Origin of the sequence: Bacillus sp. Hm123 (assembly GCF_051842975.2) — a bacterium.
GTDB lineage: Bacteria > Bacillota > Bacilli > Bacillales > Domibacillaceae > Bacillus_CE.
This window is the reverse complement of record NZ_CM200277.1, coordinates 2,803,834-2,825,072: the sequence shown is the minus strand read 5'-3', so window position 1 is coordinate 2,825,072 and position 21,239 is coordinate 2,803,834. Positions and strand designations below refer to the sequence as shown.

The window sequence follows — 21,239 nt, the reverse complement described above, 5'->3', positions numbered from 1 at the left end:
GGAAAAAGCCAATGATTGTTAACATAGATAGTGCAAGTTAAAAAAAGGAAAGGAATGATTCCCTATTAATTTGTTTAACTCACTGAATTTAACGTACACAGAAGGTATGGAGAAGGCGATGCATGGAGCACATGGAGTCGGATACGAGGTGTACAGTCAAAATCATGAAGTGAGGATGAATGTGGAACGCCAGCGCGAAGAAGACTATGTCAATAGTCGGCGCATGGTAGCAGCTGTTAGCCGTCGATTTATCAATCATTTATCATAATAATGAGAAAAACCAGTGCATTACTGCTGGTTTTTTTCGTGCTTCAAAATTAAAAGGGGTGTCCAAGAAAGTCGAAGAAATCGCTTGTAAGGTTAAAGAAGCCGCTCGTAAAGTTAAAGAAGCCTCCAGAAAATCAGTGAAAACTGACTTTCTGGAGGCTCCTTTCATTTTTACAAATCATCAAAACCGTTTAAATCACTTGTTTTCACATATTGACGAGATGTTTGTTCAAAGAAATCCGTTTTTGTATCATCAAAATTGTCGACATACGCGCGAATCCACTTCATTGGATTTTCTGTGAATTCATCATAAATCTCACTTAATCCGAGCATTCTAAGCATTTTATTCGCACGGTATTTTATATAACCATCCATTTCTTCGAGGTCAATACCATCGATATTACCGAGTACATAACGACTCCATATAATTTCTTGTTCGACAGAATGACGGAATTGATCGTAAATCCACTCCGTAAATTGCTCGGTATTATAAGCTGGATTTTCAGCAAGCGTCGCTCTAAAAATATCGCTAATCGCTTTCCCGTGTTGTAATTCATCTCGATTAATGTAAGAAATCATCGTCGACGTACCGACCATTTTTTGATGGCGTGCTAAATTGTAAAAGAACGCAAACCCACTGTAAAAGAATAGCCCTTCTAACAATGTCGTATAGACCATCGCTTTTAAAACCGTCTCCATCGTCGGATTGGCGGCAAACTCATTGTAAACATCGACAATTCGTTCATTACGCTTCTTCAATACTTCATCTTGACGTCCCATTTCAAACGACGCTAATTGTTTATCGAGCGTCGTAACAGACGACAGGACGTACGCATAACTATGATTATGCTCACTTTCTTGGTCAGCGATCGTCGCCATTATCGACTTTATCGATGGATCTGTTGCGAAATCAGCAATTTTCATTGCGATGACGGTTTGAGGTCCATCTAATGTTGCGAGTAACCCGATAATTTTTAAATACGCGTCTTGTTCCGTTTGTGATAAAGTTGAAAATTGCTTTACATCTTGTGTCATATCGACTTCGTTTGCTGTCCAAAAAAGCGAACGAATCCGTTGACGCAACGTATAAAACTGAGGGTAAGCGAGGTCGTTCCAATTTAAAATTCCGCTCGCTTCACCACCAAAAAGAGCTGTTGCCTTATTCGGACTTGCTGGATGTAAAACTTTCACCCGTTTTAATTTTTCCAATGTTGAGTCACTCCTTTCGTCCATTCCAATACTTTCTTCTCTTGTTGCCCACGAGGACTTTGTTCAATTTTTAACGGCTCATAACGGGATTCATAAAAGCGAGCAAGCTTTACCGCTGCATGACAAAACAATTCATCGCCACCGAATTGTGTATCCCCTGTGCCAAAAACGTAGACATGTTGCGGTTTATAACCGACTTCTGCAACGAAATCTTTGACGCTATCTGGCGTCGAACCCCGATCCCATGTAAACGAACCGAGAAATAAGGCATCGAATGCCCGGACATTTGGAACGGGGTCGGTTCCGATTTGATAGAGCGTGACATCAAACTGCTGATTTTGTAATTGTTCCGCAATCAATTCCGCCACTTCCTCGGTATTGCCACTCCATGATGCATAGGCAATTAAGAATGACACCACTCGCACTCCTCTATATCAGACGCTGTCGAACGCATATAGTATGTTGTTTTTATGTTAGATTTCCATACTTGAATATGGAGGTCGAGTAACACGGAAGCACGAATATTGTTCGGTACGTAAAGGTTAAACGACACAGCTTGATCGATATGGTGTTGGCGTGCTGCATTTTGTTTAATTGACCAACGCTGATCGACAATGTAAGCAGAGTGTCGGTAAACATCATACGTTCGATGATTTAAATCTGGTGCAACAACTGGTAATTTATAATCTTTTTTCTCTTCGTGATAAAAAGGTTTAAAAATCGGATCAATAGAAGCTGTTGAGCCTGCAATAACTGATGTGGAGCTATTTGGTGCAACCGCCATGACGTAGCCGTTGCGCATACCGTTTGTAGCCACTTCTTTTTTCAATGCAAGCCATTGCTCGGATTGATAGCCTTTTTGTTCAAAATAGTAACCTGTGTGCCAATCTGATCCTTCAAACAATGGATAGGCCTCTTTTTCTTTCGCTAACTCCATGGAAGATTTAATCGTTAAAAATGCTACTTTTTCATAAAGTTTATCGGCATAATTTACCGCTTCTTCTGATTCCCATTGAATGTTCTCTAATGCAAGCAAATGATGCCATCCGAACGTTCCAAGCCCAATACCGCGATAGCGACGATTCGTACGCTCTGCTTGAACAACTGGAATTTTGTTTAAATCAATTACGTTATCAAGCATTCGAACTTGAATCGGAATGAGACGTTCTAATACACCCGCTGGAACTGCCCGTCCAAGGTTGACAGATGACAAATTACACACGACAAAATCGCCCGGTTTTGAACGTGTCACGACGAGATCATTTTCTAATGTCACTGACTCAAAGGCAGTTGGGCTCATATTTTGCATAATTTCCGTACAAAGATTGCTAGAATAAATCATACCTTCATGTTTATTCGGGTTTGCGCGGTTTGCTTCATCCCGATAAAACATAAACGGTGTTCCTGTTTCTAACTGGCTCTTCATAATCCGTTTCATCACTTCGATCGCTGGCACTGTTTTTCTCGTTAAAGATGGATGTTGGACACATTCTTCATATTTTTCACGGAAAGAACCATTGCCACGCGTTTCATCGTAAAAATCTTCAAGCGAGTAACCCATCACCGTACGCACTTCATGTGGGTCAAATAAATGCCAATCTCCTCGTTGTTCTACTTGTTCCATAAATAAATCTGGCAAGCAGACCCCTGTAAAAATATCATGAGCTCGCAAACGCTCGTCTCCGTTGTTTAACTTTAAATCGAGGAAGGTAAGAATATCTTGATGCCAAACATCTAAATAAACCGCAATCGCTCCTTGACGCTGACCGAGTTGGTCGACACTGACCGCTGTATTATTCAATTGTTTAATCCACGGAAGAACACCACTTGATGCCCCTTTAAATCCACGAATGGAAGAGCCTCTAGCACGTACTTTCCCCATGTATACACCGATACCGCCACCGTACTTCGACAAGTTGGCAACATCGGTGTTGCTGTTATAAATTCCTTGTAAAGAATCATCAACCGTATCAATAAAGCAGCTGGATAGTTGTCCATGTGGCTTCCCAGCGTTGGCAAGTGTTGGTGTTGCCACTGTCATATAAAGCTGACTCATCGCCCAATACGCTTCTGCAATTTTTTCCACTCGTTGTACTTGCTCATCTTGCATCAACGTCATCGCGATCACGAGCCAACGTTCCTGTGGTAATTCTACTGGTTGATTATTGAAATCGACTGCGACATAGCGATCCATCAACGTTTTCAACCCGATATATGTAAAGAGTTGATCACGTTCTGGCACGATCAATTGACCGATCTCTTGTAGTTCGGATCGTTCATATTTTTCGATGAGCATTGGCGTATAAAGACCTTGCTCCACCAATTTCTCCACATGTTGATCAAAATTTGAATACGGTGCCATACCACGAAGAGCTTGTTGTGTGTCGTATACTTCGTGCAAATAGAGACGAGCTGCGATATATGTCCAATGAGGAGCGGCTTCATCTATGCAACTTAATGCTTCTAAAATCATCGCCGTCGTCCACGCCTTTACGGTTTCATCTGGATGACGTTCACGCCATTTTTCGCTCGCTTTTTCTAACAGTGCTATTTGCTCTGTTCCAAACTCCTTTTTCAGTGATGCTAAGATTGCTTCCTCATTTAATTTTTCACTTACAATTGTCATATACTTAAACCTCTCTCTCGCTTGTTCTTCTTAACTGCAAAATAAAAAGACGATCCACATCGGGGTTCGTCTGAATGATTGAATTTAATCTAGGAAACAAGCGAAAGAATATGCTATACTTGCATGTGGTCAATTCACTCGCTTCCAACTTCTCAATCCCCGAAGAACGTGTCGCTTGACGATGAGTGGCAGGTCTACTGGCTTACGCTTCCTCCTTCCGCCTGCCTTCCCGCAGCAAAAAGTGCTACAGTGGTTCTTCAAGACGGTCGTCAGCGCGTACAGTTGCGGGGACAGCTCCATTTGTTGGATTCCCTATTAAACCGTTACGGTACCACGACATCGTTATACTATATATTGTGTTTTTGTACTCATACTACCCTAACATGTTGTGTCTAAATCGTAAATAGGCAATTTTATTTATAGGTGTACAAACTGATTTTTTTCCTTCTTTTATTTTACATAAGTAAGATGAGTGGTCAACATATTGACAAACAAAAACAGTGGATTCCTGTTAGTTATTTTTTAGGTATTTTTAGGAGAGAATATTATATGATGCAGTAAAATTTTTGGTATAATCAAATATCTCAGCAATTCTTTTAGATTGGTTGAATATACTTTTAATTTGTTATAAGATTGTAATGAGAATAAATTGAGAATGACAATAATTCAATAACATTTTCAATAACGACGGAGGTATAGATATGACAGCTTCTACATTAGTAATGAAAGATTTACACGTAGCAATTGAGGGTAAAGAGATTTTAAAGGGTGTAAACCTTGAGATAAAAGGTGGAGAATTCCACGCGATTATGGGACCAAACGGAACAGGTAAATCAACATTATCTTCCGCAATCATGGGTCATCCGAAATATGAAGTGACAAAAGGTAGCATTGAACTTGACGGTGAAGACGTATTAGAAATGGAAGTAGACGAGCGCGCTCGTGCCGGCCTATTTCTTGCGATGCAATATCCAAGCGAAATTACAGGTGTAACAAATGCCGACTTCTTACGTTCTGCGATCAATAGCCGCCGTGAAGAGGGTGATGAAATTTCTTTAATGAAATTCATCCGTAAAATGGACGAAAAAATGGACTTCCTTGAAATGGATCAAGATATGGCGCAACGTTACTTAAACGAAGGCTTCTCTGGTGGAGAGAAAAAGCGTAACGAAATTTTGCAATTAATGATGATCGAGCCAAAAATTGCGATCCTTGATGAAATCGATTCTGGTTTAGATATCGATGCATTAAAAGTCGTTTCTAAAGGAATTAATGACATGCGTAGCAATGAGTTCGGATGCCTAATGATCACTCACTATCAACGTCTTTTGAACTACATCACTCCTGATAAAGTACATGTTATGATGCAAGGTCGTATCGTGAAATCAGGTGGACCTGAGCTTGCACAACGCTTAGAAGCAGAAGGATATGACTGGATTAAGCAAGAGCTTGGAATCGAAGACGAAACAGTGAATCAATAAGAGCCATTTTACGAAAGCTGATCACTAGGAGGATGAACATGACTGTAGAAACAAATTTACCAGTAGATCAAGAGTACGTTCGCTCATTTTCAGCGCAAAAAGGCGACGCTCAGTGGCTAACTGACTTGCGTTTAGCGGCTCTTGATAAAATAGATGTACTACCGTTACCAGTAGCGGAAAAAACAAAAATCGATAAATGGAACTTCACGCAATTTGCGGCTCATGAAGTGACAAGTGAAGGGTTTGCTTCTTTAGAAGAGCTTCCTGAAGAAGTGAAATCATTAATTGATATCGAGCAAGCAGACAAAAACCTTTACATTCAACGCAACCAAACGGCTGCTTTCTTATCTGTATCGGAAGAATTAAAGGCGCAAGGTGTCATCTTTACCGATATTCATACAGCGGTGAAAGAGCATAGCGAGCTTGTAGAAAAATACTTCATGACAGAAGCGGTCAAAGTCGATGAGCATAAATTAACGGCTTTACACGCAGCATTAATGAACGGAGGAACTTTCCTATACGTTCCGAAAAATGTTGAAGTGAAAGAACCGATTCAAGCGGTATATGTGCATGACCATGCGGATGCGGCGCTTTTCAACCACGTATTAGTCGTGGCAGAAGATAACAGTGTTGTCACTTACGTGGAAAACTATATATCCACAGTGGAAACAGAAAATGCTGTTGCGAATATCGTGACAGAAGTGATCGCTGGGCCAAATGCGAAAGTGGTGTACGGAGCGGTAGATCATTTAAATAGCGGTGTAACAACATATGTGAACCGTCGTGGAGTAACTGACCGCGATGCTCGCATTGATTGGGCACTTGGTCTAATGAACGATGGTGATACGGTATCAGAAAACGTCACGAACTTAATCGGTGCGGGTTCATTTGCTGATACGAAAACAGTTGTTGTCGGTCGCGGCAAGCAATCACAAAACTTCACAACGAAAGTCGTTCACTTCGGCAAAAACACAGAAGGCTATATTTTAAAACATGGCGTTATGAAAGACGAAGCGAAATCGATTTTCAACGGTATCGGAAAAATCGAGCATGGCGCTTCTAAATCAAACGCAGAGCAAGAATCACGCGTATTAATGCTTAGTGAAAAAGCACGTGGAGACGCGAACCCAATTCTTCTGATTGATGAAGATGATGTAACAGCAGGTCACGCAGCATCAGTGGGACGCGTAGATCCGATGCAATTGTATTACTTAATGAGCCGCGGAATTTCTCGTCAAGAAGCAGAACGTTTAATCATTCACGGATTTTTAGCGCCAGTTGTTGATAAACTTCCGATCGAAGGAGTTAAACAGCAATTGACTGAAGTGATTGAAAGGAAAGTTCGCTAATGAACGCGAAGGAAATTAAAAAATACTTTCCGATTCTTGACCAAGAAGTCAATGGATATCCGCTCGTTTATTTAGACAGTTCGGCCACTTCACAAAAGCCAGTGCAAGTGATTGAGGCATTGAATAAATATTATCGTGAGGATAACTCGAACGTTCACCGCGGTGTGCATACACTCGGTACACGTGCAACGGACTCGTATGAAGGAGCGCGCGACAAAGTGCGTAAATTCATTAACGCGGCGGCGCGTGAGGAAATTATTTTTACCCGTGGCACGACGACATCGATCAATACGGTGGCGGCGAGCTACGGACGTGCAAACGTAAAAGAAGGCGACGAAATCGTCATCACATACATGGAGCACCACAGCAACATCATTCCTTGGCAGCAGCTAGCAAAGGAAAAAGGTGCGACGCTAAAATATATTCCGCTTCAAGCCGATGGAACGATCTTAGTAGAAGATGCGAAGGCAACGATTACCGATAAGACAAAGATTGTATCTGTCATGATGGTATCGAACGTCCTTGGTACGATCAACCCAGTGAAGGAAATTGCCGAAATCGCTCATCAGCACGGGGCGGTCATGGTCGTAGATGGTGCTCAATCGGCGCCACATATGAAGATTGATGTACAGGATCTCGACTGTGATTTCCTTGCTTTCTCTGGTCATAAAATGTGTGCACCGACTGGTATTGGCGTGTTGTACGGTAAAAAGCAATTACTTGATCACATGGAGCCTGTGGAATTCGGCGGCGAAATGATCGACTTCGTTGGTTTACAAGAATCAACGTGGAAAGAGCTTCCGTGGAAATTTGAAGGCGGAACTCCGATCATCGCTGGGGCAATCGGTCTTGGCGCGGCGATTGATTTTCTCCAAGAAATTGGACTGGATGAAATCGAGCGCTATGAGCATCGCTTAGCGGCCTATGCACTTGAGAAAATGAGCACCATTCCTGGGATGCAAATTTACGGACCAATGTCTGGTGAACAACGTGCAGGACTTGTCACGTTCAACTTAGACGACGTTCATCCTCATGATGTGGCAACGGTGTTAGATGCAGAAGGAATTGCTGTTCGTGCAGGCCATCATTGTGCACAGCCACTAATGAAATGGCTAGATGTTTCCGCTACAGCAAGAGCAAGCTTCTACCTGTATAACACAGAGGAAGATATTGATAAGCTTGTTGCAGGGCTTCTCAAAACAAAGGAGTATTTCAGCGATGTCTTTTAATAATTTAGATCAGCTGTACCGCCAAGTGATTATGGATCATTATAAAAATCCGCGCAACAAAGGTCAGATTGAAGACGGCAGCTTAACGATCGATATGAATAATCCGACTTGTGGCGATCGCATTCATTTAACATTGAATGTAGAAGACGGCAAAGTAACAGCGGCGAAGTTCGATGGAGAAGGGTGTTCGATCTCCATGGCTTCCGCTTCGATGATGACGCAAGCAGTCAAAGGAAAAGATATTGACACAGCTTTAAAGCTTTCACAAATCTTTTCCGATATGATGCAAGGCAATGACTATCCAGATGACATCGATCTTGGCGATATCGAAGCTTTACAGGGCGTTTCCAAGTTCCCGGCTCGTATTAAATGTGCGACGTTAGCGTGGAAAGCGATGGAAAAAGGATTGAACGAGAACGAATAATCATAATGACGACAGGAGGAATATAACATGGCAAAGAAAATGCCAGAAATCGGGGATTACAAATACGGTTTTAAAGATAAAGACGTATCTGTTTACCGTTCAGAGCGTGGATTAACACGTGAAATCGTGGAAGAAATCTCTAAATTAAAAGACGAACCACAATGGATGTTAGACTTCCGCTTAAAATCACTCGATCATTTTTACGAAATGGCGATGCCACAATGGGGCGGCGACCTTTCGGCATTAAGCTTTGATGAAATCACTTACTACGTGAAGCCATCAGAGAAATCCGAGCGTTCTTGGGATGAAGTACCAGAAGAAATCAAACAAACATTTGACAAGCTTGGTATCCCAGAAGCGGAACAAAAATATCTTGCGGGTGTATCTGCACAGTATGAATCAGAGGTTGTTTACCACAACATGAAGGAAGACTTAGAAGATTTAGGTATCGTCTTCAAAGATACGGATTCAGCGTTAAAAGAAAACGAAGACATCTTCCGTAAATACTGGGCAAAAGTCATCCCTCCAACAGACAATAAATTCGCAGCGTTAAACTCAGCGGTATGGTCAGGTGGATCATTCATCTACGTACCACCAGGTGTGAAAGTAGATACGCCATTACAAGCGTACTTCCGCATCAACTCTGAAAACATGGGTCAGTTCGAGCGTACGCTAATCATCGTCGACGAAGGCGCAAGCGTACACTACGTAGAAGGCTGTACAGCACCTGTCTACACAACGAACTCCCTTCACAGTGCGGTTGTAGAAATCTACATTAACAAAGATGCCTACTGCCGTTACACAACGATCCAAAACTGGGCGAACAACGTTTACAACCTAGTAACGAAGCGTGCTGTTTGTGAAGCAAACGCAACGATGGAATGGATCGACGGAAACATCGGCTCGAAATTAACGATGAAATACCCAGCCGTTATTCTAAAAGGCGAAGGTGCTCGTGGTTTAACCCTTTCCATCGCGATCGCTGGTAAAGGCCAACACCAAGATGCCGGAGCAAAAATGATTCACCTTGCACCGAACACATCTTCAACGATCGTATCTAAATCGATCGCCAAACAAGGCGGAAAAGTAACGTACCGCGGTATCGTTCACTTCGGACGCAAAGCAGAAGGCGCTCGCTCCAACATCGAGTGCGACACGTTAATTATGGATAACCAATCCACATCGGATACGATTCCATACAACGAAATCTTAAACGACAACATCTCTTTAGAGCACGAAGCAAAAGTTTCAAAAGTATCTGAAGAGCAACTATTCTACTTGATGAGCCGCGGCGTTTCTGAAGAAGAAGCAACAGAAATGATCGTCATGGGCTTCATCGAGCCATTCACAAAAGAACTTCCAATGGAATACGCGGTTGAAATGAACCGTTTGATTAAGTTCGAAATGGAAGGATCAATCGGATAATGTTGAAAAAACCGTGGTATAATAGGGTTTATACCACGGTTTTTATTATATAGAATTGGAGTCGTGCCGATTTTGTGCCGATTCAGATTTCTTTTGGGTGTAAGAGGCGAACTTATTGAGTTCGTCTTCTTCTATTTTATCGGTGATATCGAGATACGTATCGGCTGTTGTTTTTATGGTTTGATGTCCAAGCCGCTGAGATACATATTTCAAACTGGCTCCACTTTCTAAAAGGATGACCGCATGAGTATGTCTGAAGACATGTAAACCTTTATAGTCTACTCCGGCAGCTTTACAATATTTTTGGAGCATTTCTCTAATGACAGATGGTGTAAGGTACTCACCTAATCCATTTTGAAAAATAATATTGTCTTCATTCTTTTTGAATCGAGGATCTTGCCACTCCATTTCTTTTTGGCGGATCTTAAATTTCTTTAAGACTTTAACGAGATCACCATCCATTTTTATTTTACGGTTACTTGATAAGTTTTTTGGTGAAGTGATATTCACACGATTATTGTCATCTCTGCTTGTTTGTTTATTAACTATCAATATGTCACCTATGACATCATCCCACGTAAGAGCTAAAGACTCACTAATTCTTAATCCAGTACGACTTAATAAATAAAATAAAACATAGTAAAAGTTGTATTCTTTAAAACGCATAGGTTTGTAATCTTTCATATAATCCAGCAACTGATTCAATTCATCTAATGAATAGTATTTGATGATATCTTCTTCACGAGCCTTATCTTTTCTTGGTACTCTTAATTTGATAGAAGGATCTTTCTCTAAAATTTCAAGATCATTCGTTGCGTAGTGAAATATACTTTTTAATATAGATAAGTAACGCAGACGAGATCCATAAGAGTATTTTTCTGATCCATCTGGATTTACCATTTCAGCATACATGTTGCTCCATCGTTTTATATCAATTCTTTTGATCCGGAATATTTTTTTCTGTTCAAAATAAGGGAGAATATGATTTTTTAAAACAGAGTCATACTGGATAAATGTCGATTCTTTTAAATCTTCTCGCTTTTGTACATGTAGCCATTCTTTGGCCACTTCACCAAACAACTTATTTTTATCAGCAAGAGTATGGCCATAATATATTTTCTCTTCAACCTTACCAGCTTCTAACATGGCTTCTTTTTTAGTTCGAAATGTTCCGATACTAAACTCGTGCCCATCTTGCGAAACACGAGCTTGCCATCTTCCGCTTTTTAACTGTCTAAAGGTAGCCACTATTATCCCTCCTTAGCATAATCAATAGAATATACGTTCGTTTTTATCGTGAAAGAAAAGCCCAGAAGAGGGCTTTTCAAAGTTAAAATAAAGTAGTATATAATTTATTAAATAAATGCTAAAACACTTACTGTATTGTTTTGGCTGCTCTTTTGTTATAGACTAGAACGCTTTTTATAATATCTGTTTCTAATTGTTCTGTTTTCTTTTCTAACCGTTTTCCTATAAAGAACACATCAAAAAGTGCCCAAATTCCCAAACCACCGAATGTTAGTGTCATGCCGATAGCATATCCTATATCACCTAAGTAATATCTATGACCTCCAACTATTCCAGTAAACCACCACAAAACATACATAACAATATTGCTTTTCTTTTTCTTCTCTAACTCACTGTGTACAATTGCTAACTGTTCAGCTGTTAAATCTCTTTTTAACAACATATTGTTACTCATATAAATATCCTCCTAAATTCTTTATTCAAGTCCAAACTGAGCTTTATTCATTAATTTTCCACCTTGAAACGTAAAGTTAGCGTTTGCCCCAATTCCACCTTCGCCACTGTAACTATAGATGACTGTATGAAGATCAGTTCCAGCTTCGCCTGTTTCGGATTGCTTCTCGCCCTCGCCACCGATGATTTTAGCTATTTCTTCATAAGTCATACCGTTTTGTATTTGCTCGAACTCTTTTAAAGAAATCGTTGCATCTGAATCTCCTCCAAGGCCAATTTGTGTTTTGTTCATTAATTTTCCGCCTTGGAATGTCATGTTAGCACCTGTGAATGCCCCATCTGTTTCGAATTCGTACATTTGAGTGTGGAATTCAGTTCCGGGATCACCCGTTTCAGACATTAATTTACCTTCCGATCCAACGATTTTAACAACTTCTTCGTAGGTCATACCATCTTTGATCTGATCGAACTTTTCTTTTGTTAGTTTGTTAGTTTCTTCTTTTGGAGCTTCTGTTGTTTTTGCTGCATCTGTTTCAGTTGTTGTCGTTTCTCCTGGTTGCTCTGCTGGAGTGTCACTTTCTGTACTTCCGCATCCACCAAGCAGTAGACCTGCTGTTAATAGAGCACTTCCAAACATCCAATGTTTTTTCATTTTTTACTCTCCTCTACAAGAAAATATATGTATAAATGAGCAAAACTCATCTATAAACTAGTTACTTTTATGAGTAATCCATACAGATCATGAAAATAGTACCACTATATGATTAAAAAATTTTTTGGCCCAAACTTTTCAGATGAGCCAAGTCTCTTGGTATTCCATACAGTTCGCTAATTTCATGGATAGATAGGTTAGTATGCTGATATTGATATAGTTCCTCATCTGGAAGCAGAAGCTCTACTGCAAACTTATTAGCTTCTACTTCGATTTTATCAATAGTAAATAAAGTATTAGCTTTTAAAAAAGGGGTGTTTACTCTAGGGTGCATCTCAGAGTGTCCTAGTTCATGTGCGCAAGTAAAAGGTTTCAATGTCTGCTGGATATTCGAGTTGATAAAGATAAACTTATTCTTTCGGATGTATTTATAAAAACCATAAATGCTTTCATGAAGATCCCGCTCAATGACATAAATATTCTTGGCTGCGGCAATTTCATAAGGGTTATTTGTCTTATATTTCTTAGTTAGTTGTTTGACTTCGCGTTTGATCCGTGACATGCAATTCTCTCCCTTAAAGTTTAATCCTCATCTCTATACTTTTTTGGGATATATTTCTTATTCGCAAGGGTAGCTATGCGTTCTGCATGCTCTAAAGCTTCTAATAAAGATTCAATTGCTTCTGGGCTCATTGGTTCACCCATGTAGTTTAATCCATCACCGTCAGGGCTCGCCTCTATTAAATCCCTCTTCATTTTCGCCATTCGTTTTGCGATGTCTTTTTCGTCTTTTTCTGTTAACTTCGAAAAACTAGAAGTAGGGTAATCATTTTTTTGTTCTTTACCTGTTAACAGGTAATCAGTAGATACTTCAAAGAACCGAGCTATTTGTTCCAACGTGTTATAGTCGGGTTGTCTTTCGTTTCTCTCATACATACTGATTGTACTTTCCGCTAAACCTAATTTAGCGCCAAAAGCTTTTTGGGACAGCTTATATTTTTTTCTAAGTAATCTGAGTCTTTCTCCAAAACTTGTCATTTGCATCACCTTAAATTCATAATATCACGAAATGTGATGTATTAAAATAAACTTCACGAAACGTCTTGACTTCACGAAATGTGTTGTGTATTATTTAGTTATAGCAACACGAAATGTAAAGGTGGTGAAGAAGATGAATAAAGAATTAATCGCAAAAAAGCTAGTAAGCCTTAGAGGTAATAAAACACGATCCGAAGTTTCAACTGAAATCGATGTTAGCGAAAGTGCTTTAGCTATGTATGAAACTGGAAAGCGTGTTCCTCGTGATGACATAAAGGTTAGAATAGCTAAATATTATAAAAAAACTGTTCAAGAAATTTTTTTTGAAGATAAACTTCACGAAGTGTGTTGTGGTAAAAGTCGCAAATTAAAGAGTGACTCAAAACAAGCCATCTAGGAGGTGATCACATGCCACTTCAAAAGCGGAAGTCACGTTCCAAAAAGAAAGTCAAAACATCCAGCCAAGAGTTATGCAATGTCAAAAGCGCAAAGCTTGATCGACTTATTTTCGAACGTAAGAAACGTGGTATGAGCCAGGCTGATGTAGCTAATGTAATTTCCGTTTCCGTTTCAACTATATCTCATTTAGAAAATGGAAGGCAGAAACCGAGTTTAGAGGTTTCCTTGGGACTTCAAAAGCTTTTTAGTTTACCTTATGAAATATTGTTTCCTAATTACTAAAAAAATAGGTCTTGACCTATACCTCTTGGGATTTTTCCAATTTAACGAAAAATATTGAAAGAGATTGAAATGATACGAAAAGATATTAATTCATTTTTTCGAAACACCAACAAAACTGAAACAATATGAAAAGTTGTAAGTGTCAAAATTGGAAAAAGTGAAATTTTATAATAGATGTTAGGAGGCGATACACATGAATCAATTGCAAATCTTTAATCATTCAATGTTTGGTGAGCTACCAGTAATGATTGTTAATGGTGTCGAGTGGTTTGGAGCAAGCGAAGCGGCAACTTCACTTAGTTTTTCAAATCCAAGAGCTGCTATTAACACACATGTAGATCTTGAGGATGTAATGGTCCATGACACCCTTACAAACAGTGGTACTCAAAAGAAAAAGTACATCAACGAATCAGGTTTATATAGCTTAATCTTTGGCGCGGCTAGACAAGGTAACAATTTAGAAATCAAAGAAGCAGCCAAGAAATTTAAACGTTGGGTCACATCAGAAGTATTACCGTCTATTCGTAAAAATGGCGGATATATCATGACAGATGAACATGACGATGATGCCTCTATTATGGCAAAAGCCTTGTTGGTAGCTCATAAAACAATTGAGCGAAACCGACGCGAAAAGTTAATGCTGGAAGAACAAATAAAACAGGATCAACCTTATACAACTTTCGGGAAAATCGTTTCAAACTCAAACGGTGCAATTAGCGTTGGTGCTTTTGCGAAAATGCTGTACGACCAACATGGATTGAAAATCGGTCGTAACAAAATGTTTGATTGGTTGCGTGACAACGGCTATTTGATGAAAGGTGGCCGAGAACATAACAACCCTAAGCAAATTTATATTCAGCAAGGTTGGTTTGAAGTAAGGCCAACGATCGTCAGTCGAACAGAAGGCGACGTCGAGCGATTAACCACTTTAATCACTGGCAAGGGACAAGTAAAAATCGCTGAACTCCTTCTAAAAGAAAAAAAGGTGGTGTCGTAATGATTCAAATCCAAGTCGATCAAAAGGAGTTAAAAAAACTGTATCTAGAAGAGATCAAAAAGCGTTTAGATCAAATCGATCACAACGTTACATTCTGGGATACAAAAGAGCTTAAACGTCAAACAAACATGAGCTGGAATACCATACAAGATATGTTTTTTCATGATCCTCGTTTCCCTAAATTTAACACAGGAAACAAATGGTACTTTCCAGCGAAAGAATGTCGAGCATTTTTAGTCAAATGGGCCGAAGAAAATAGTTACAAATTCAAAAGTAATTTATCTAAAGAAGTTAGTTAATAGTCCATTTTTTATTCTTTAAATTACTAGTTTTATAGATTCATTGTACCTTTGAAAATTCAATAAATGGAGGCGAACAAAGTGGCGAACACTTTTTCAAAAACTAGATTGTATTCACCGTCTGCGATAGGGGATATCTTGCGAATTGCGAGGGAGCGATCTTGTCAAGAGGAACGACGAACAAAACGATATATGGCTAAAGCGTTGGGAATAACTGTAGATAGATTAACAAGAATGGAAGAAGGGACGTCTCAAGTCCCTTACGATTTAGCTGTTGAATGGTGCAATATCGTGAATGATCAAACAGCGCTTAAGCAGATTAATCATATATACGGGATGACGCTTCCTCCAACAGACCCGAGGTTATTGTTATCTGTTCCAGATCAGTTAAATAACTTTATCCGTCAAGCTAAAAGAGCAATTGAAGCAGCTAAAGCTTTAAAGGATATAAGTCGTAATCGAAGACCAGGGCGTCCATTTAGCGAACATGATGAACGGAGCATTTTGAACCTTTCAGAAGAAATTCTTGATGTTCAACAGTCGTCTGAGTGTGTAATCGGCTCTATGGAAGAAAATTGGGGGTTGTGTAAAGATACATTGCATCGCAACTGGATTACAGAAGCTATTTCTGATCATGTCATCATTCACTCTGTCACTCAATTTGAAGAAATACGAAAAGAGCAGTTCTTTGAAGCTAGAGCGAGAGGGTGGAAAGCATGAACAAATTCATAGAACAAGCGATGGGAGGTAATCAGGCGTGAATTTCGTTTTATCAGCAAGTAGGTTGATGAAGGTATCTGAGGTTAGAGAAATAAGCAAAGAGTTGAGAGAAAATGCTCATGTGTTACTAAATCAGGATTTTGAAGCACAGAAAAGATATTTCGCACTAAAAGAAAAAGCGGCAAGCTAACCCCACATTAGCTCACCGCAAGTCAAAAATTTAATTAGTCGTTTAACAAATTCATTATACCACATTTTTATGGTGGGCACTACGGTGCCTATCTTCAGTAACCTAAGTGAGTTTTTCTTCCCCCTGTTTTCTTGCTTGGGTTGCTGAAGATGGACATTGAACCATCAGGAAGAAGGTGAAAACTATGGCAGGTAAAGTTAGGTTTTTAACTGTATCTGATCTGGAATACATCGCTAAGTATGCTGAATGCGATGGAATAGGTCCAGTGGCTCTTCAATTAGAGGCTAACCCTAGTTCTATTCTAAACGCTATTAAAAATATGAGGCGTGACGGTACATTTGATTATTTTCGTAACTTAAATTTGTTTTGGTGAAAGGAGAAGTATCGTGTACGAGGCATTCTATCACGAAATAAAAGACCCCTGTTGGCAGCAGGAGTCAAACGTTTCGAAATAATATTGGTTACTGCTATTGTAACACATTTTACAGTAGCGGTAAATCGGGAGTGAAGAAAATTGAACATTCGTTTAGAGACTGCTTTTCGTGATGCGAAGCGGATCAGTCCAAGCTTACAGAATAAACACGCCTTAGACATGGCTTACATCGGCCTGACTCATGTTGTGGCTCACAATGGCACGCATGAGGACCTTGTGAGTCTGGCTAATCAGTATGAAGCATTAATCAATGTGTATGTGTTGCAGAAAGGGGTGAGTTGAGATGGACCCACTATCAACCAATCAAAATACGACTCTTTCTCTAATTGATTCCATGGATGTACATGCAGTGCAAGCCACGTTAGACAAAATCAATCAACTGCAATTAGTTGTCAAAAGTACTTTAAAAACTAACCGTGATTTCGGTGTTATACCTGGCACAACAAAACCGACGTTGCTCAAGCCAGGGGCCGAAAAAATTCAAATGCTCTTTGGTGTTACTAGTGAATATGAAGTGACAGAGCGCATCCAGGACTATGATAAGGGATTTTTTGCTTTTACTGTGTGCTGCCGGATTTACAAGAATGATATGAAAATTACTGAAGGTCTTGGCCATTGCAATACTCGAGAAAAAAAGTATAAGAATCAGGACTCTTACTCTGTTGCAAACACTTGTCTGAAGATGGCTAAGAAACGTGCTCAGATCGACGCGACGTTAACTATTGCAAGTTTATCAGATATTTTCGGTGGCGAGATGGAGGATGATTTACAAGATTATTTGCAGACAGAACAGATAGAAACAATGACTTCACATGATGCTGGAGCTATCAAGTTAACATTCGGAAAGTTCAAAGGGAAGACACTTGGAGAGATATACCGCTCTGATAAATCATATCTCACCTGGTTAGTTGGCCAAGATCGAACAGATGCGGTGATCAAAAAGGCAATTGAAACGATGTTTGCCGCTGTAGAACAATCATCGCAACAAAGCCGGCAACAAGAACCAAAAGGGAATACAGCGGAAGATAAGCCGAAAGAATCAACCAAGCAGCCATACGACAATCCGCTTGAAGGTGATCCTATTCATATCAAAGATGATGACCTTCCGTTTGATATGTGATGCTCAATAAAAATGTTCCTTATCGAGTTGTGATTCCAGGTTGGTGTAAAGATGAGGCTTCTAGTAACGCGGAGTATTTACAAAATATTAAAAGGTATATGAGTACCAGCTATTCAGATCGAATAATTTTAAAGGTTGTAAAGGGCTATGTCTTATGCGAAAGAAAGTTGTAAGGAGATGATCGGGGTTGGAAAAAGCAATACAAGCATCATCGGGGTTCGTTATCCAGCCCCGACTGCAGTTTAAGAGTTTAAAAGATAAGATGCTCTATCAAATGTTGATAGAGGAGGCTAATTATACGGCATCAGCTCGTTGCGAGGTTGGTCAAACGATCATCGTACTAACAAACTTAGCGAAAGAAACTGGATGGTCTAGGGACGTGATCAAGGGAGCTTTAGATCGACTGAAAACTTTAGGTTACATCCAGATGGAAACATTACCTCAAAAGAGAGGCGTACTCATTACCATCTGTCACTATAAAGAGTTTCAATCGCTTGGAACTTACCAGAAAGAAAAAGCTAAAAAAGAGTCGAAAAATCCACAAGAGAATCCGCATGAGGAGCCACATGAGGAAACGCAAGAGAATCCACATGAGGAAGAAGCGGCAAACCCTTGTGAGAGTAAGGAGGAAGACATGTCTAAAAATCAAAATCCACAAGAGAATCCGCATGAGAACTCACAAGAGAAACCTCATGAGATTCCACATACTATAACAGCATTTATAAACAGCATTAGTAACATCAATAAAACATTAAAAGAATATATCGCCGAAGCAAACGTGAAAAGCATGAATTTGACTTCCGTTGACGATATTGAAATCTTTGTTGATTTCGCTTTGCGAACCAACGCTTTGCCAGAGGGTACTTCTAAAAAAATACTAGTAGCTTACTATGACTGCATTCGACTTACTCGGCAGACCTGTAATATTTCAGCGAACATACTAGTTAAGAACATCGAGAAAATGAGTAAATACAGCGTTAATCAAATTCATTACGCGCTATGGAAGCACGTTGAGCAGCATGATGATAAACGCGAGCAGTATACATTAGGCATCCTTCGAAATACAAAGGAGCATGAAGCTAGACGCGGGTTAATGATCTTGAAAAACAAGAAAGGAGCGGTTCCAAATGCAATTGATGGACAACTTGCTACAGCGGTTGGAGCAGAACAATCCAGCACTAGCGCAGAAGCTGAAAGACTCGAACAAATCGCTAGAGAAAAAGGTCTTCTCGGGGAGATACGAGACACTGAGTTCGATTTCTGACGAATGCCCTTATCACCAATGTGATGGAACTGGCCTTATCTGGATCAGGGACCACGAAAAAAATCGTGAGTTCATGGAAAAGTGTAAATGTCGGGAGGTTAAGGCTTTGGAACGGAAGCTTTCAGCCGCTCAGATGCCAGATGAGTTTAAGAAGACAACGATCCAGTCGTTCGACATCAACATTTATGAGCGGGAAGAGTCGAGGTTGCGTGCAGCCAAAGCAAAGCGAATTGCTGGCAATTTCGTGAAAAAGTTCGACTTGATGAAAGAGCAAGGCAAAGGGCTTTACTTGTACAGTTCGATCAAGGGGAGCGGAAAGACACGACTGGCTGCGAGTATTCTAAATGCTTTGCTAAAAACACAGGATTCACGAGAGAGTCCACTGAGTATTTACTACTCTTCAACAGCTGATTTGATTGGAGAAATCAAAAAAACGTTCTCGGATGAATCAACCGTCAAATCATCAGATATTATCGACTCTGTTAAAAAAGTGGACGTGTTGATCCTTGATGATATCGGTGTCGAGAAAGTAACCGATTGGGTGGAAGAAACCTTTACTCGCATTTTAGATTTCCGCCTGCAACATCAGAAAATCACGATCTTCACAAGCAACCTTAGCATTGACGAGCTGGATGACAAATATCCGCAGGGTCGGATCAGTAGCCGCATCGAAAAAATGACTTATCCAGTTCATATGCCGGAAGAAAAGATTCGCAGTAAGCTCGCCAAGCAAGAAAATGAAAGCTTACTAGGTTTGTTACTCGAATAGGGGGAGAGAGAATGTGTAAGTTATGCGAGGGTAGCCATGTGGTTGCTGAACATATTGGATTCGGAGACTTTAAAAGTGCGTGCCCGAATTGTGGACCATTACCAAGCGAGGTCTGGGAAAAGAATCATGAAGAGTTTCGGAAGCGATTTGCTGAAGTTAAGCGTCTCTACAGAAAGGACGTAAGCTGATGCTTCCAGAGGTTCTTATAAATGTTTTGGAGGAACGAAAACGCCAAAACGAAAAGTGGGGAGAGCAAAATCATCATCCTGCTGCATGGATCAGTATTCTTGGTGAAGAGTTTGGGGAGTTGTGTGAAGCCGTAAATGAAACCATCTTCGATAATGGCGCAGATGCTCGTAAAAAAGGTGGCTATGAAAATATGAGAGCTGAAGCAGTACAGGTTGCCGCTGTAGCAGTTCAATTTATTGAATACCTTGATCGAACATTACGAAGCGAGTGTGAGAAATCATGAGAAAAGGATGGAAAGCGCAGACACCTGTAACGCTTCGGAAATTGGTTTATGCGCTGAATGAGTACAAGTTAGTCCGAAACATCGAAGCACATGAAGAACGTGGGTGGAAGCGTGCTAGTGAGGTCAAAGAACATGGTTATGGTGTGGCAGTGTTGATGGAGTTTCCGCCGCGAAGAAAGGTGATATGAAACATGAATTGTCCAGTATGTAACCGGTCGCTCAAAAGCAAAGAAAGTATCGCAAAAGGAATCGGTCCGGTGTGTGAAACAAAGATAAAGGATCTTGAGAACGAGCCGCCAGAAGGGCAGACATCAATAGATGATTACTTGGCAGGTGTTGAAAATGATTAATCTATTTTTTCCTGTAGAGCCGATGGGCGCTGTAAGGATGACCAAACGAGGGAAGTATGTATCAGACAGCGCTAAACGGTATCTTGCGTATAAAGCGCATCTCCAGTGGTTAACTAAGCAGCAGATCAACGGTGAATTTTACTCAGCTGGCGCCTTGCAAGTAAATATTCTGTTCATTATGCCGATCCCCGAAAGCTGGAGTATGAAAAAGAAGCGGGAAGCGGTCGGTCAATATCACGTTAAAAAGCCTGATGCAGACAATCTAGTCAAAGGGGTCTTCGACTCTCTTAATAAGTTTGCTTGGACTGATGATAACCAAGTTGCCAAGGTGATCGCCGAGAAGGTGTACGGAGAATATCCAGGGATTAATGTGGTGATAAAACAGTTGAAAGCTAAGGAAGGTGGCGAGGAAGAGTGTTACAAGGAACCTGCATCGATCTAGAGCTAGCATCGTCCTTTCCTGAAACGGTGTATCTCTTTCCTAATGGAAACAATCATTATTACGTTTCCAGATTTCAGAGACAGTCGGCACATATGGGGTGC

28 protein-coding genes and 1 riboswitch are annotated in these 21,239 nt (G+C 40.2%); of the genes, 20 read left to right on the top strand and 8 right to left on the bottom strand.

The annotated features are described in order from the left end of the window. Positions 1-70: 70 nt before the first annotated feature. A complete protein-coding gene (locus ACSVDJ_RS14845) occupies positions 71-268 on the top strand; it encodes a YuzK family famiily protein (RefSeq protein WP_518619199.1) in 198 nt (65 codons plus the stop codon). A 170-nt stretch (positions 269-438) separates the two neighbouring features. Here the strand turns inward: ACSVDJ_RS14845 and ACSVDJ_RS14840 are convergent, their stop codons facing one another. Genes ACSVDJ_RS14840 through ACSVDJ_RS14830 form a run of 3 tightly spaced genes read right to left on the bottom strand, consistent with a single transcriptional unit; the run spans position 439 to position 4,102 of the window. Then, positions 439-1,500: a ribonucleotide-diphosphate reductase subunit beta gene (locus tag ACSVDJ_RS14840; protein WP_439166820.1), complete on the bottom strand. Its 1,062-nt coding sequence runs from the start codon at positions 1,498-1,500 to the stop codon at positions 439-441. Next, a complete protein-coding gene (locus ACSVDJ_RS14835; RefSeq protein WP_439166818.1) occupies positions 1,464-1,892 on the bottom strand; it encodes a flavodoxin in 429 nt (142 codons plus the stop codon). Before ACSVDJ_RS14835 ends, ACSVDJ_RS14840 begins: the two co-directional genes overlap by 37 nt. After that, positions 1,880-4,102 carry a ribonucleoside-diphosphate reductase subunit alpha gene (locus ACSVDJ_RS14830; protein WP_439166816.1) on the bottom strand — a complete coding sequence of 741 codons (2,223 nt, stop codon included), beginning with the start codon at positions 4,100-4,102 and terminating at the stop codon, positions 1,880-1,882. The genes ACSVDJ_RS14835 and ACSVDJ_RS14830 overlap by 13 nt, the downstream gene beginning before the upstream one ends. A 170-nt stretch (positions 4,103-4,272) precedes the next feature. Further along, positions 4,273-4,454, bottom strand: a riboswitch (cobalamin riboswitch). A gap of 349 nt (positions 4,455-4,803) precedes the next feature. Between ACSVDJ_RS14830 and sufC the strand changes: the two genes are divergently transcribed. The 5 genes from sufC to sufB are packed head-to-tail and all read left to right on the top strand — an operon-like array spanning position 4,804 to position 10,010. Beyond that, complete coding sequence (sufC, locus tag ACSVDJ_RS14825; RefSeq protein ID WP_439166814.1) at positions 4,804-5,583, top strand: Fe-S cluster assembly ATPase SufC; 780 nt, start codon at positions 4,804-4,806, stop codon at positions 5,581-5,583. 38 nt (positions 5,584-5,621) lie between these two features. After that, positions 5,622-6,932: a Fe-S cluster assembly protein SufD gene (gene sufD / locus ACSVDJ_RS14820; protein ID WP_439166812.1), complete on the top strand. Its 1,311-nt coding sequence runs from the start codon at positions 5,622-5,624 to the stop codon at positions 6,930-6,932. After that, on the top strand, positions 6,932-8,161 hold the full coding sequence (locus ACSVDJ_RS14815) for a cysteine desulfurase (protein ID WP_439166810.1): 1,230 nt from the start codon (positions 6,932-6,934) through the stop codon (positions 8,159-8,161). Before sufD ends, ACSVDJ_RS14815 begins: the two co-directional genes overlap by 1 nt. Then, entirely contained in the window at positions 8,151-8,585 is a 435-nt protein-coding gene (sufU, locus tag ACSVDJ_RS14810) for a Fe-S cluster assembly sulfur transfer protein SufU (RefSeq protein WP_439166808.1), read from the top strand. The genes ACSVDJ_RS14815 and sufU overlap by 11 nt, the downstream gene beginning before the upstream one ends. A gap of 27 nt (positions 8,586-8,612) precedes the next feature. Continuing rightward, the gene (gene sufB, locus ACSVDJ_RS14805; RefSeq protein WP_439166806.1) at positions 8,613-10,010 is read left to right on the top strand and encodes a Fe-S cluster assembly protein SufB; all 1,398 of its coding nucleotides are present in this window, start codon (positions 8,613-8,615) and stop codon (positions 10,008-10,010) included. Between the two features lie 45 nt (positions 10,011-10,055). Here the strand turns inward: sufB and ACSVDJ_RS14800 are convergent, their stop codons facing one another. The 5 genes from ACSVDJ_RS14800 to ACSVDJ_RS14780 all read right to left on the bottom strand — a co-directional run bounded on the left by ACSVDJ_RS14800 (position 10,056) and on the right by ACSVDJ_RS14780 (position 13,401). Further along, complete coding sequence (locus ACSVDJ_RS14800) at positions 10,056-11,258, bottom strand: tyrosine-type recombinase/integrase (protein ID WP_439166804.1); 1,203 nt, start codon at positions 11,256-11,258, stop codon at positions 10,056-10,058. Between the two features lie 127 nt (positions 11,259-11,385). Continuing rightward, positions 11,386-11,712 (bottom strand): TM2 domain-containing protein, encoded by a 327-nt coding sequence (locus ACSVDJ_RS14795; protein WP_439166802.1) that lies wholly within the window; start codon positions 11,710-11,712, stop codon positions 11,386-11,388. Between the two features lie 21 nt (positions 11,713-11,733). Next, positions 11,734-12,363 (bottom strand): DUF3862 domain-containing protein, encoded by a 630-nt coding sequence (locus ACSVDJ_RS14790; RefSeq protein ID WP_439166800.1) that lies wholly within the window; start codon positions 12,361-12,363, stop codon positions 11,734-11,736. A 112-nt stretch (positions 12,364-12,475) separates the two neighbouring features. Further along, positions 12,476-12,925, bottom strand: coding sequence for an ImmA/IrrE family metallo-endopeptidase (locus ACSVDJ_RS14785; RefSeq protein WP_439166798.1), 450 nt, complete (start codon positions 12,923-12,925; stop codon positions 12,476-12,478). Positions 12,926-12,945: 20 nt separating this feature from the next. After that, the gene (locus ACSVDJ_RS14780; protein WP_518619187.1) at positions 12,946-13,401 is read right to left on the bottom strand and encodes a helix-turn-helix domain-containing protein; all 456 of its coding nucleotides are present in this window, start codon (positions 13,399-13,401) and stop codon (positions 12,946-12,948) included. A 133-nt stretch (positions 13,402-13,534) separates the two neighbouring features. Here ACSVDJ_RS14780 and ACSVDJ_RS14775 point away from each other — a divergent pair, with 133 nt between their 5' ends. From ACSVDJ_RS14775 to ACSVDJ_RS14710, 14 genes are all read left to right on the top strand, one after another. Further along, the gene (locus ACSVDJ_RS14775; RefSeq protein ID WP_439166796.1) at positions 13,535-13,798 is read left to right on the top strand and encodes a helix-turn-helix transcriptional regulator; all 264 of its coding nucleotides are present in this window, start codon (positions 13,535-13,537) and stop codon (positions 13,796-13,798) included. A gap of 11 nt (positions 13,799-13,809) precedes the next feature. Continuing rightward, positions 13,810-14,082, top strand: coding sequence for a helix-turn-helix transcriptional regulator (locus tag ACSVDJ_RS14770; protein WP_439166794.1), 273 nt, complete (start codon positions 13,810-13,812; stop codon positions 14,080-14,082). 193 nt (positions 14,083-14,275) lie between these two features. Further along, a complete protein-coding gene (locus ACSVDJ_RS14765; RefSeq protein ID WP_439166791.1) occupies positions 14,276-15,079 on the top strand; it encodes a phage antirepressor KilAC domain-containing protein in 804 nt (267 codons plus the stop codon). After that, entirely contained in the window at positions 15,079-15,378 is a 300-nt protein-coding gene (locus tag ACSVDJ_RS14760) for a group-specific protein (protein ID WP_439166789.1), read from the top strand. Before ACSVDJ_RS14765 ends, ACSVDJ_RS14760 begins: the two co-directional genes overlap by 1 nt. A 192-nt stretch (positions 15,379-15,570) precedes the next feature. After that, positions 15,571-16,098 carry a hypothetical protein gene (locus ACSVDJ_RS14755; RefSeq protein ID WP_518619183.1) on the top strand — a complete coding sequence of 176 codons (528 nt, stop codon included), beginning with the start codon at positions 15,571-15,573 and terminating at the stop codon, positions 16,096-16,098. A 37-nt stretch (positions 16,099-16,135) separates the two neighbouring features. Then, positions 16,136-16,288 (top strand): hypothetical protein, encoded by a 153-nt coding sequence (locus tag ACSVDJ_RS14750; protein ID WP_439166785.1) that lies wholly within the window; start codon positions 16,136-16,138, stop codon positions 16,286-16,288. Positions 16,289-16,472: 184 nt separating this feature from the next. Further along, positions 16,473-16,661, top strand: coding sequence for a hypothetical protein (locus tag ACSVDJ_RS14745; protein ID WP_439166783.1), 189 nt, complete (start codon positions 16,473-16,475; stop codon positions 16,659-16,661). A gap of 141 nt (positions 16,662-16,802) precedes the next feature. Next, positions 16,803-17,003 carry a hypothetical protein gene (locus tag ACSVDJ_RS14740; protein ID WP_439166781.1) on the top strand — a complete coding sequence of 67 codons (201 nt, stop codon included), beginning with the start codon at positions 16,803-16,805 and terminating at the stop codon, positions 17,001-17,003. Position 17,004: 1 nt separating this feature from the next. Further along, on the top strand, positions 17,005-17,841 hold the full coding sequence (locus tag ACSVDJ_RS14735) for an exodeoxyribonuclease X C-terminal domain-containing protein (protein ID WP_518619180.1): 837 nt from the start codon (positions 17,005-17,007) through the stop codon (positions 17,839-17,841). Positions 17,842-18,028: 187 nt separating this feature from the next. Continuing rightward, positions 18,029-19,105 (top strand): hypothetical protein, encoded by a 1,077-nt coding sequence (locus tag ACSVDJ_RS14730; RefSeq protein WP_439166777.1) that lies wholly within the window; start codon positions 18,029-18,031, stop codon positions 19,103-19,105. A 106-nt stretch (positions 19,106-19,211) separates the two neighbouring features. After that, positions 19,212-19,874 (top strand): ATP-binding protein, encoded by a 663-nt coding sequence (locus ACSVDJ_RS14725; RefSeq protein WP_439166775.1) that lies wholly within the window; start codon positions 19,212-19,214, stop codon positions 19,872-19,874. Positions 19,875-20,061: 187 nt separating this feature from the next. Next, on the top strand, positions 20,062-20,346 hold the full coding sequence (locus ACSVDJ_RS14720; protein WP_439166773.1) for a nucleoside triphosphate pyrophosphohydrolase family protein: 285 nt from the start codon (positions 20,062-20,064) through the stop codon (positions 20,344-20,346). A gap of 191 nt (positions 20,347-20,537) precedes the next feature. Beyond that, positions 20,538-20,696, top strand: coding sequence for a DUF6011 domain-containing protein (locus ACSVDJ_RS14715; protein ID WP_439166771.1), 159 nt, complete (start codon positions 20,538-20,540; stop codon positions 20,694-20,696). After that, positions 20,665-21,138, top strand: a complete 474-nt coding sequence (locus ACSVDJ_RS14710; protein WP_439166769.1) for a RusA family crossover junction endodeoxyribonuclease — start codon at positions 20,665-20,667, stop codon at positions 21,136-21,138. Before ACSVDJ_RS14715 ends, ACSVDJ_RS14710 begins: the two co-directional genes overlap by 32 nt. Positions 21,139-21,239 lie beyond the last annotated feature (101 nt).

Coding starts and splice junctions, on each gene's coding strand:
- ACSVDJ_RS14840 (WP_439166820.1), bottom strand. CDS start 1,500: ATGGACGAAAGGAGTGACTCAACATTGGAAAAATTAAAACGGGTGAAA.
- sufU (WP_439166808.1), top strand. CDS start 8,151: ATGTCTTTTAATAATTTAGATCAGCTGTACCGCCAAGTGATTATGGAT.
- sufB (WP_439166806.1), top strand. CDS start 8,613: ATGGCAAAGAAAATGCCAGAAATCGGGGATTACAAATACGGTTTTAAA.
- sufC (WP_439166814.1), top strand. CDS start 4,804: ATGACAGCTTCTACATTAGTAATGAAAGATTTACACGTAGCAATTGAG.
- ACSVDJ_RS14785 (WP_439166798.1), bottom strand. CDS start 12,925: ATGTCACGGATCAAACGCGAAGTCAAACAACTAACTAAGAAATATAAG.
- ACSVDJ_RS14720 (WP_439166773.1), top strand. CDS start 20,062: ATGCTTCCAGAGGTTCTTATAAATGTTTTGGAGGAACGAAAACGCCAA.
- ACSVDJ_RS14735 (WP_518619180.1), top strand. CDS start 17,005: ATGGACCCACTATCAACCAATCAAAATACGACTCTTTCTCTAATTGAT.
- ACSVDJ_RS14755 (WP_518619183.1), top strand. CDS start 15,571: ATGGCTAAAGCGTTGGGAATAACTGTAGATAGATTAACAAGAATGGAA.
- ACSVDJ_RS14770 (WP_439166794.1), top strand. CDS start 13,810: ATGCCACTTCAAAAGCGGAAGTCACGTTCCAAAAAGAAAGTCAAAACA.
- ACSVDJ_RS14775 (WP_439166796.1), top strand. CDS start 13,535: ATGAATAAAGAATTAATCGCAAAAAAGCTAGTAAGCCTTAGAGGTAAT.
- ACSVDJ_RS14710 (WP_439166769.1), top strand. CDS start 20,665: ATGATTACTTGGCAGGTGTTGAAAATGATTAATCTATTTTTTCCTGTA.
- ACSVDJ_RS14760 (WP_439166789.1), top strand. CDS start 15,079: ATGATTCAAATCCAAGTCGATCAAAAGGAGTTAAAAAAACTGTATCTA.
- ACSVDJ_RS14790 (WP_439166800.1), bottom strand. CDS start 12,363: ATGAAAAAACATTGGATGTTTGGAAGTGCTCTATTAACAGCAGGTCTA.
- ACSVDJ_RS14715 (WP_439166771.1), top strand. CDS start 20,538: ATGAATTGTCCAGTATGTAACCGGTCGCTCAAAAGCAAAGAAAGTATC.
- ACSVDJ_RS14815 (WP_439166810.1), top strand. CDS start 6,932: ATGAACGCGAAGGAAATTAAAAAATACTTTCCGATTCTTGACCAAGAA.
- ACSVDJ_RS14765 (WP_439166791.1), top strand. CDS start 14,276: ATGAATCAATTGCAAATCTTTAATCATTCAATGTTTGGTGAGCTACCA.
- ACSVDJ_RS14780 (WP_518619187.1), bottom strand. CDS start 13,401: ATGACAAGTTTTGGAGAAAGACTCAGATTACTTAGAAAAAAATATAAG.
- ACSVDJ_RS14830 (WP_439166816.1), bottom strand. CDS start 4,102: ATGACAATTGTAAGTGAAAAATTAAATGAGGAAGCAATCTTAGCATCA.
- sufD (WP_439166812.1), top strand. CDS start 5,622: ATGACTGTAGAAACAAATTTACCAGTAGATCAAGAGTACGTTCGCTCA.
- ACSVDJ_RS14745 (WP_439166783.1), top strand. CDS start 16,473: ATGGCAGGTAAAGTTAGGTTTTTAACTGTATCTGATCTGGAATACATC.
- ACSVDJ_RS14795 (WP_439166802.1), bottom strand. CDS start 11,712: ATGAGTAACAATATGTTGTTAAAAAGAGATTTAACAGCTGAACAGTTA.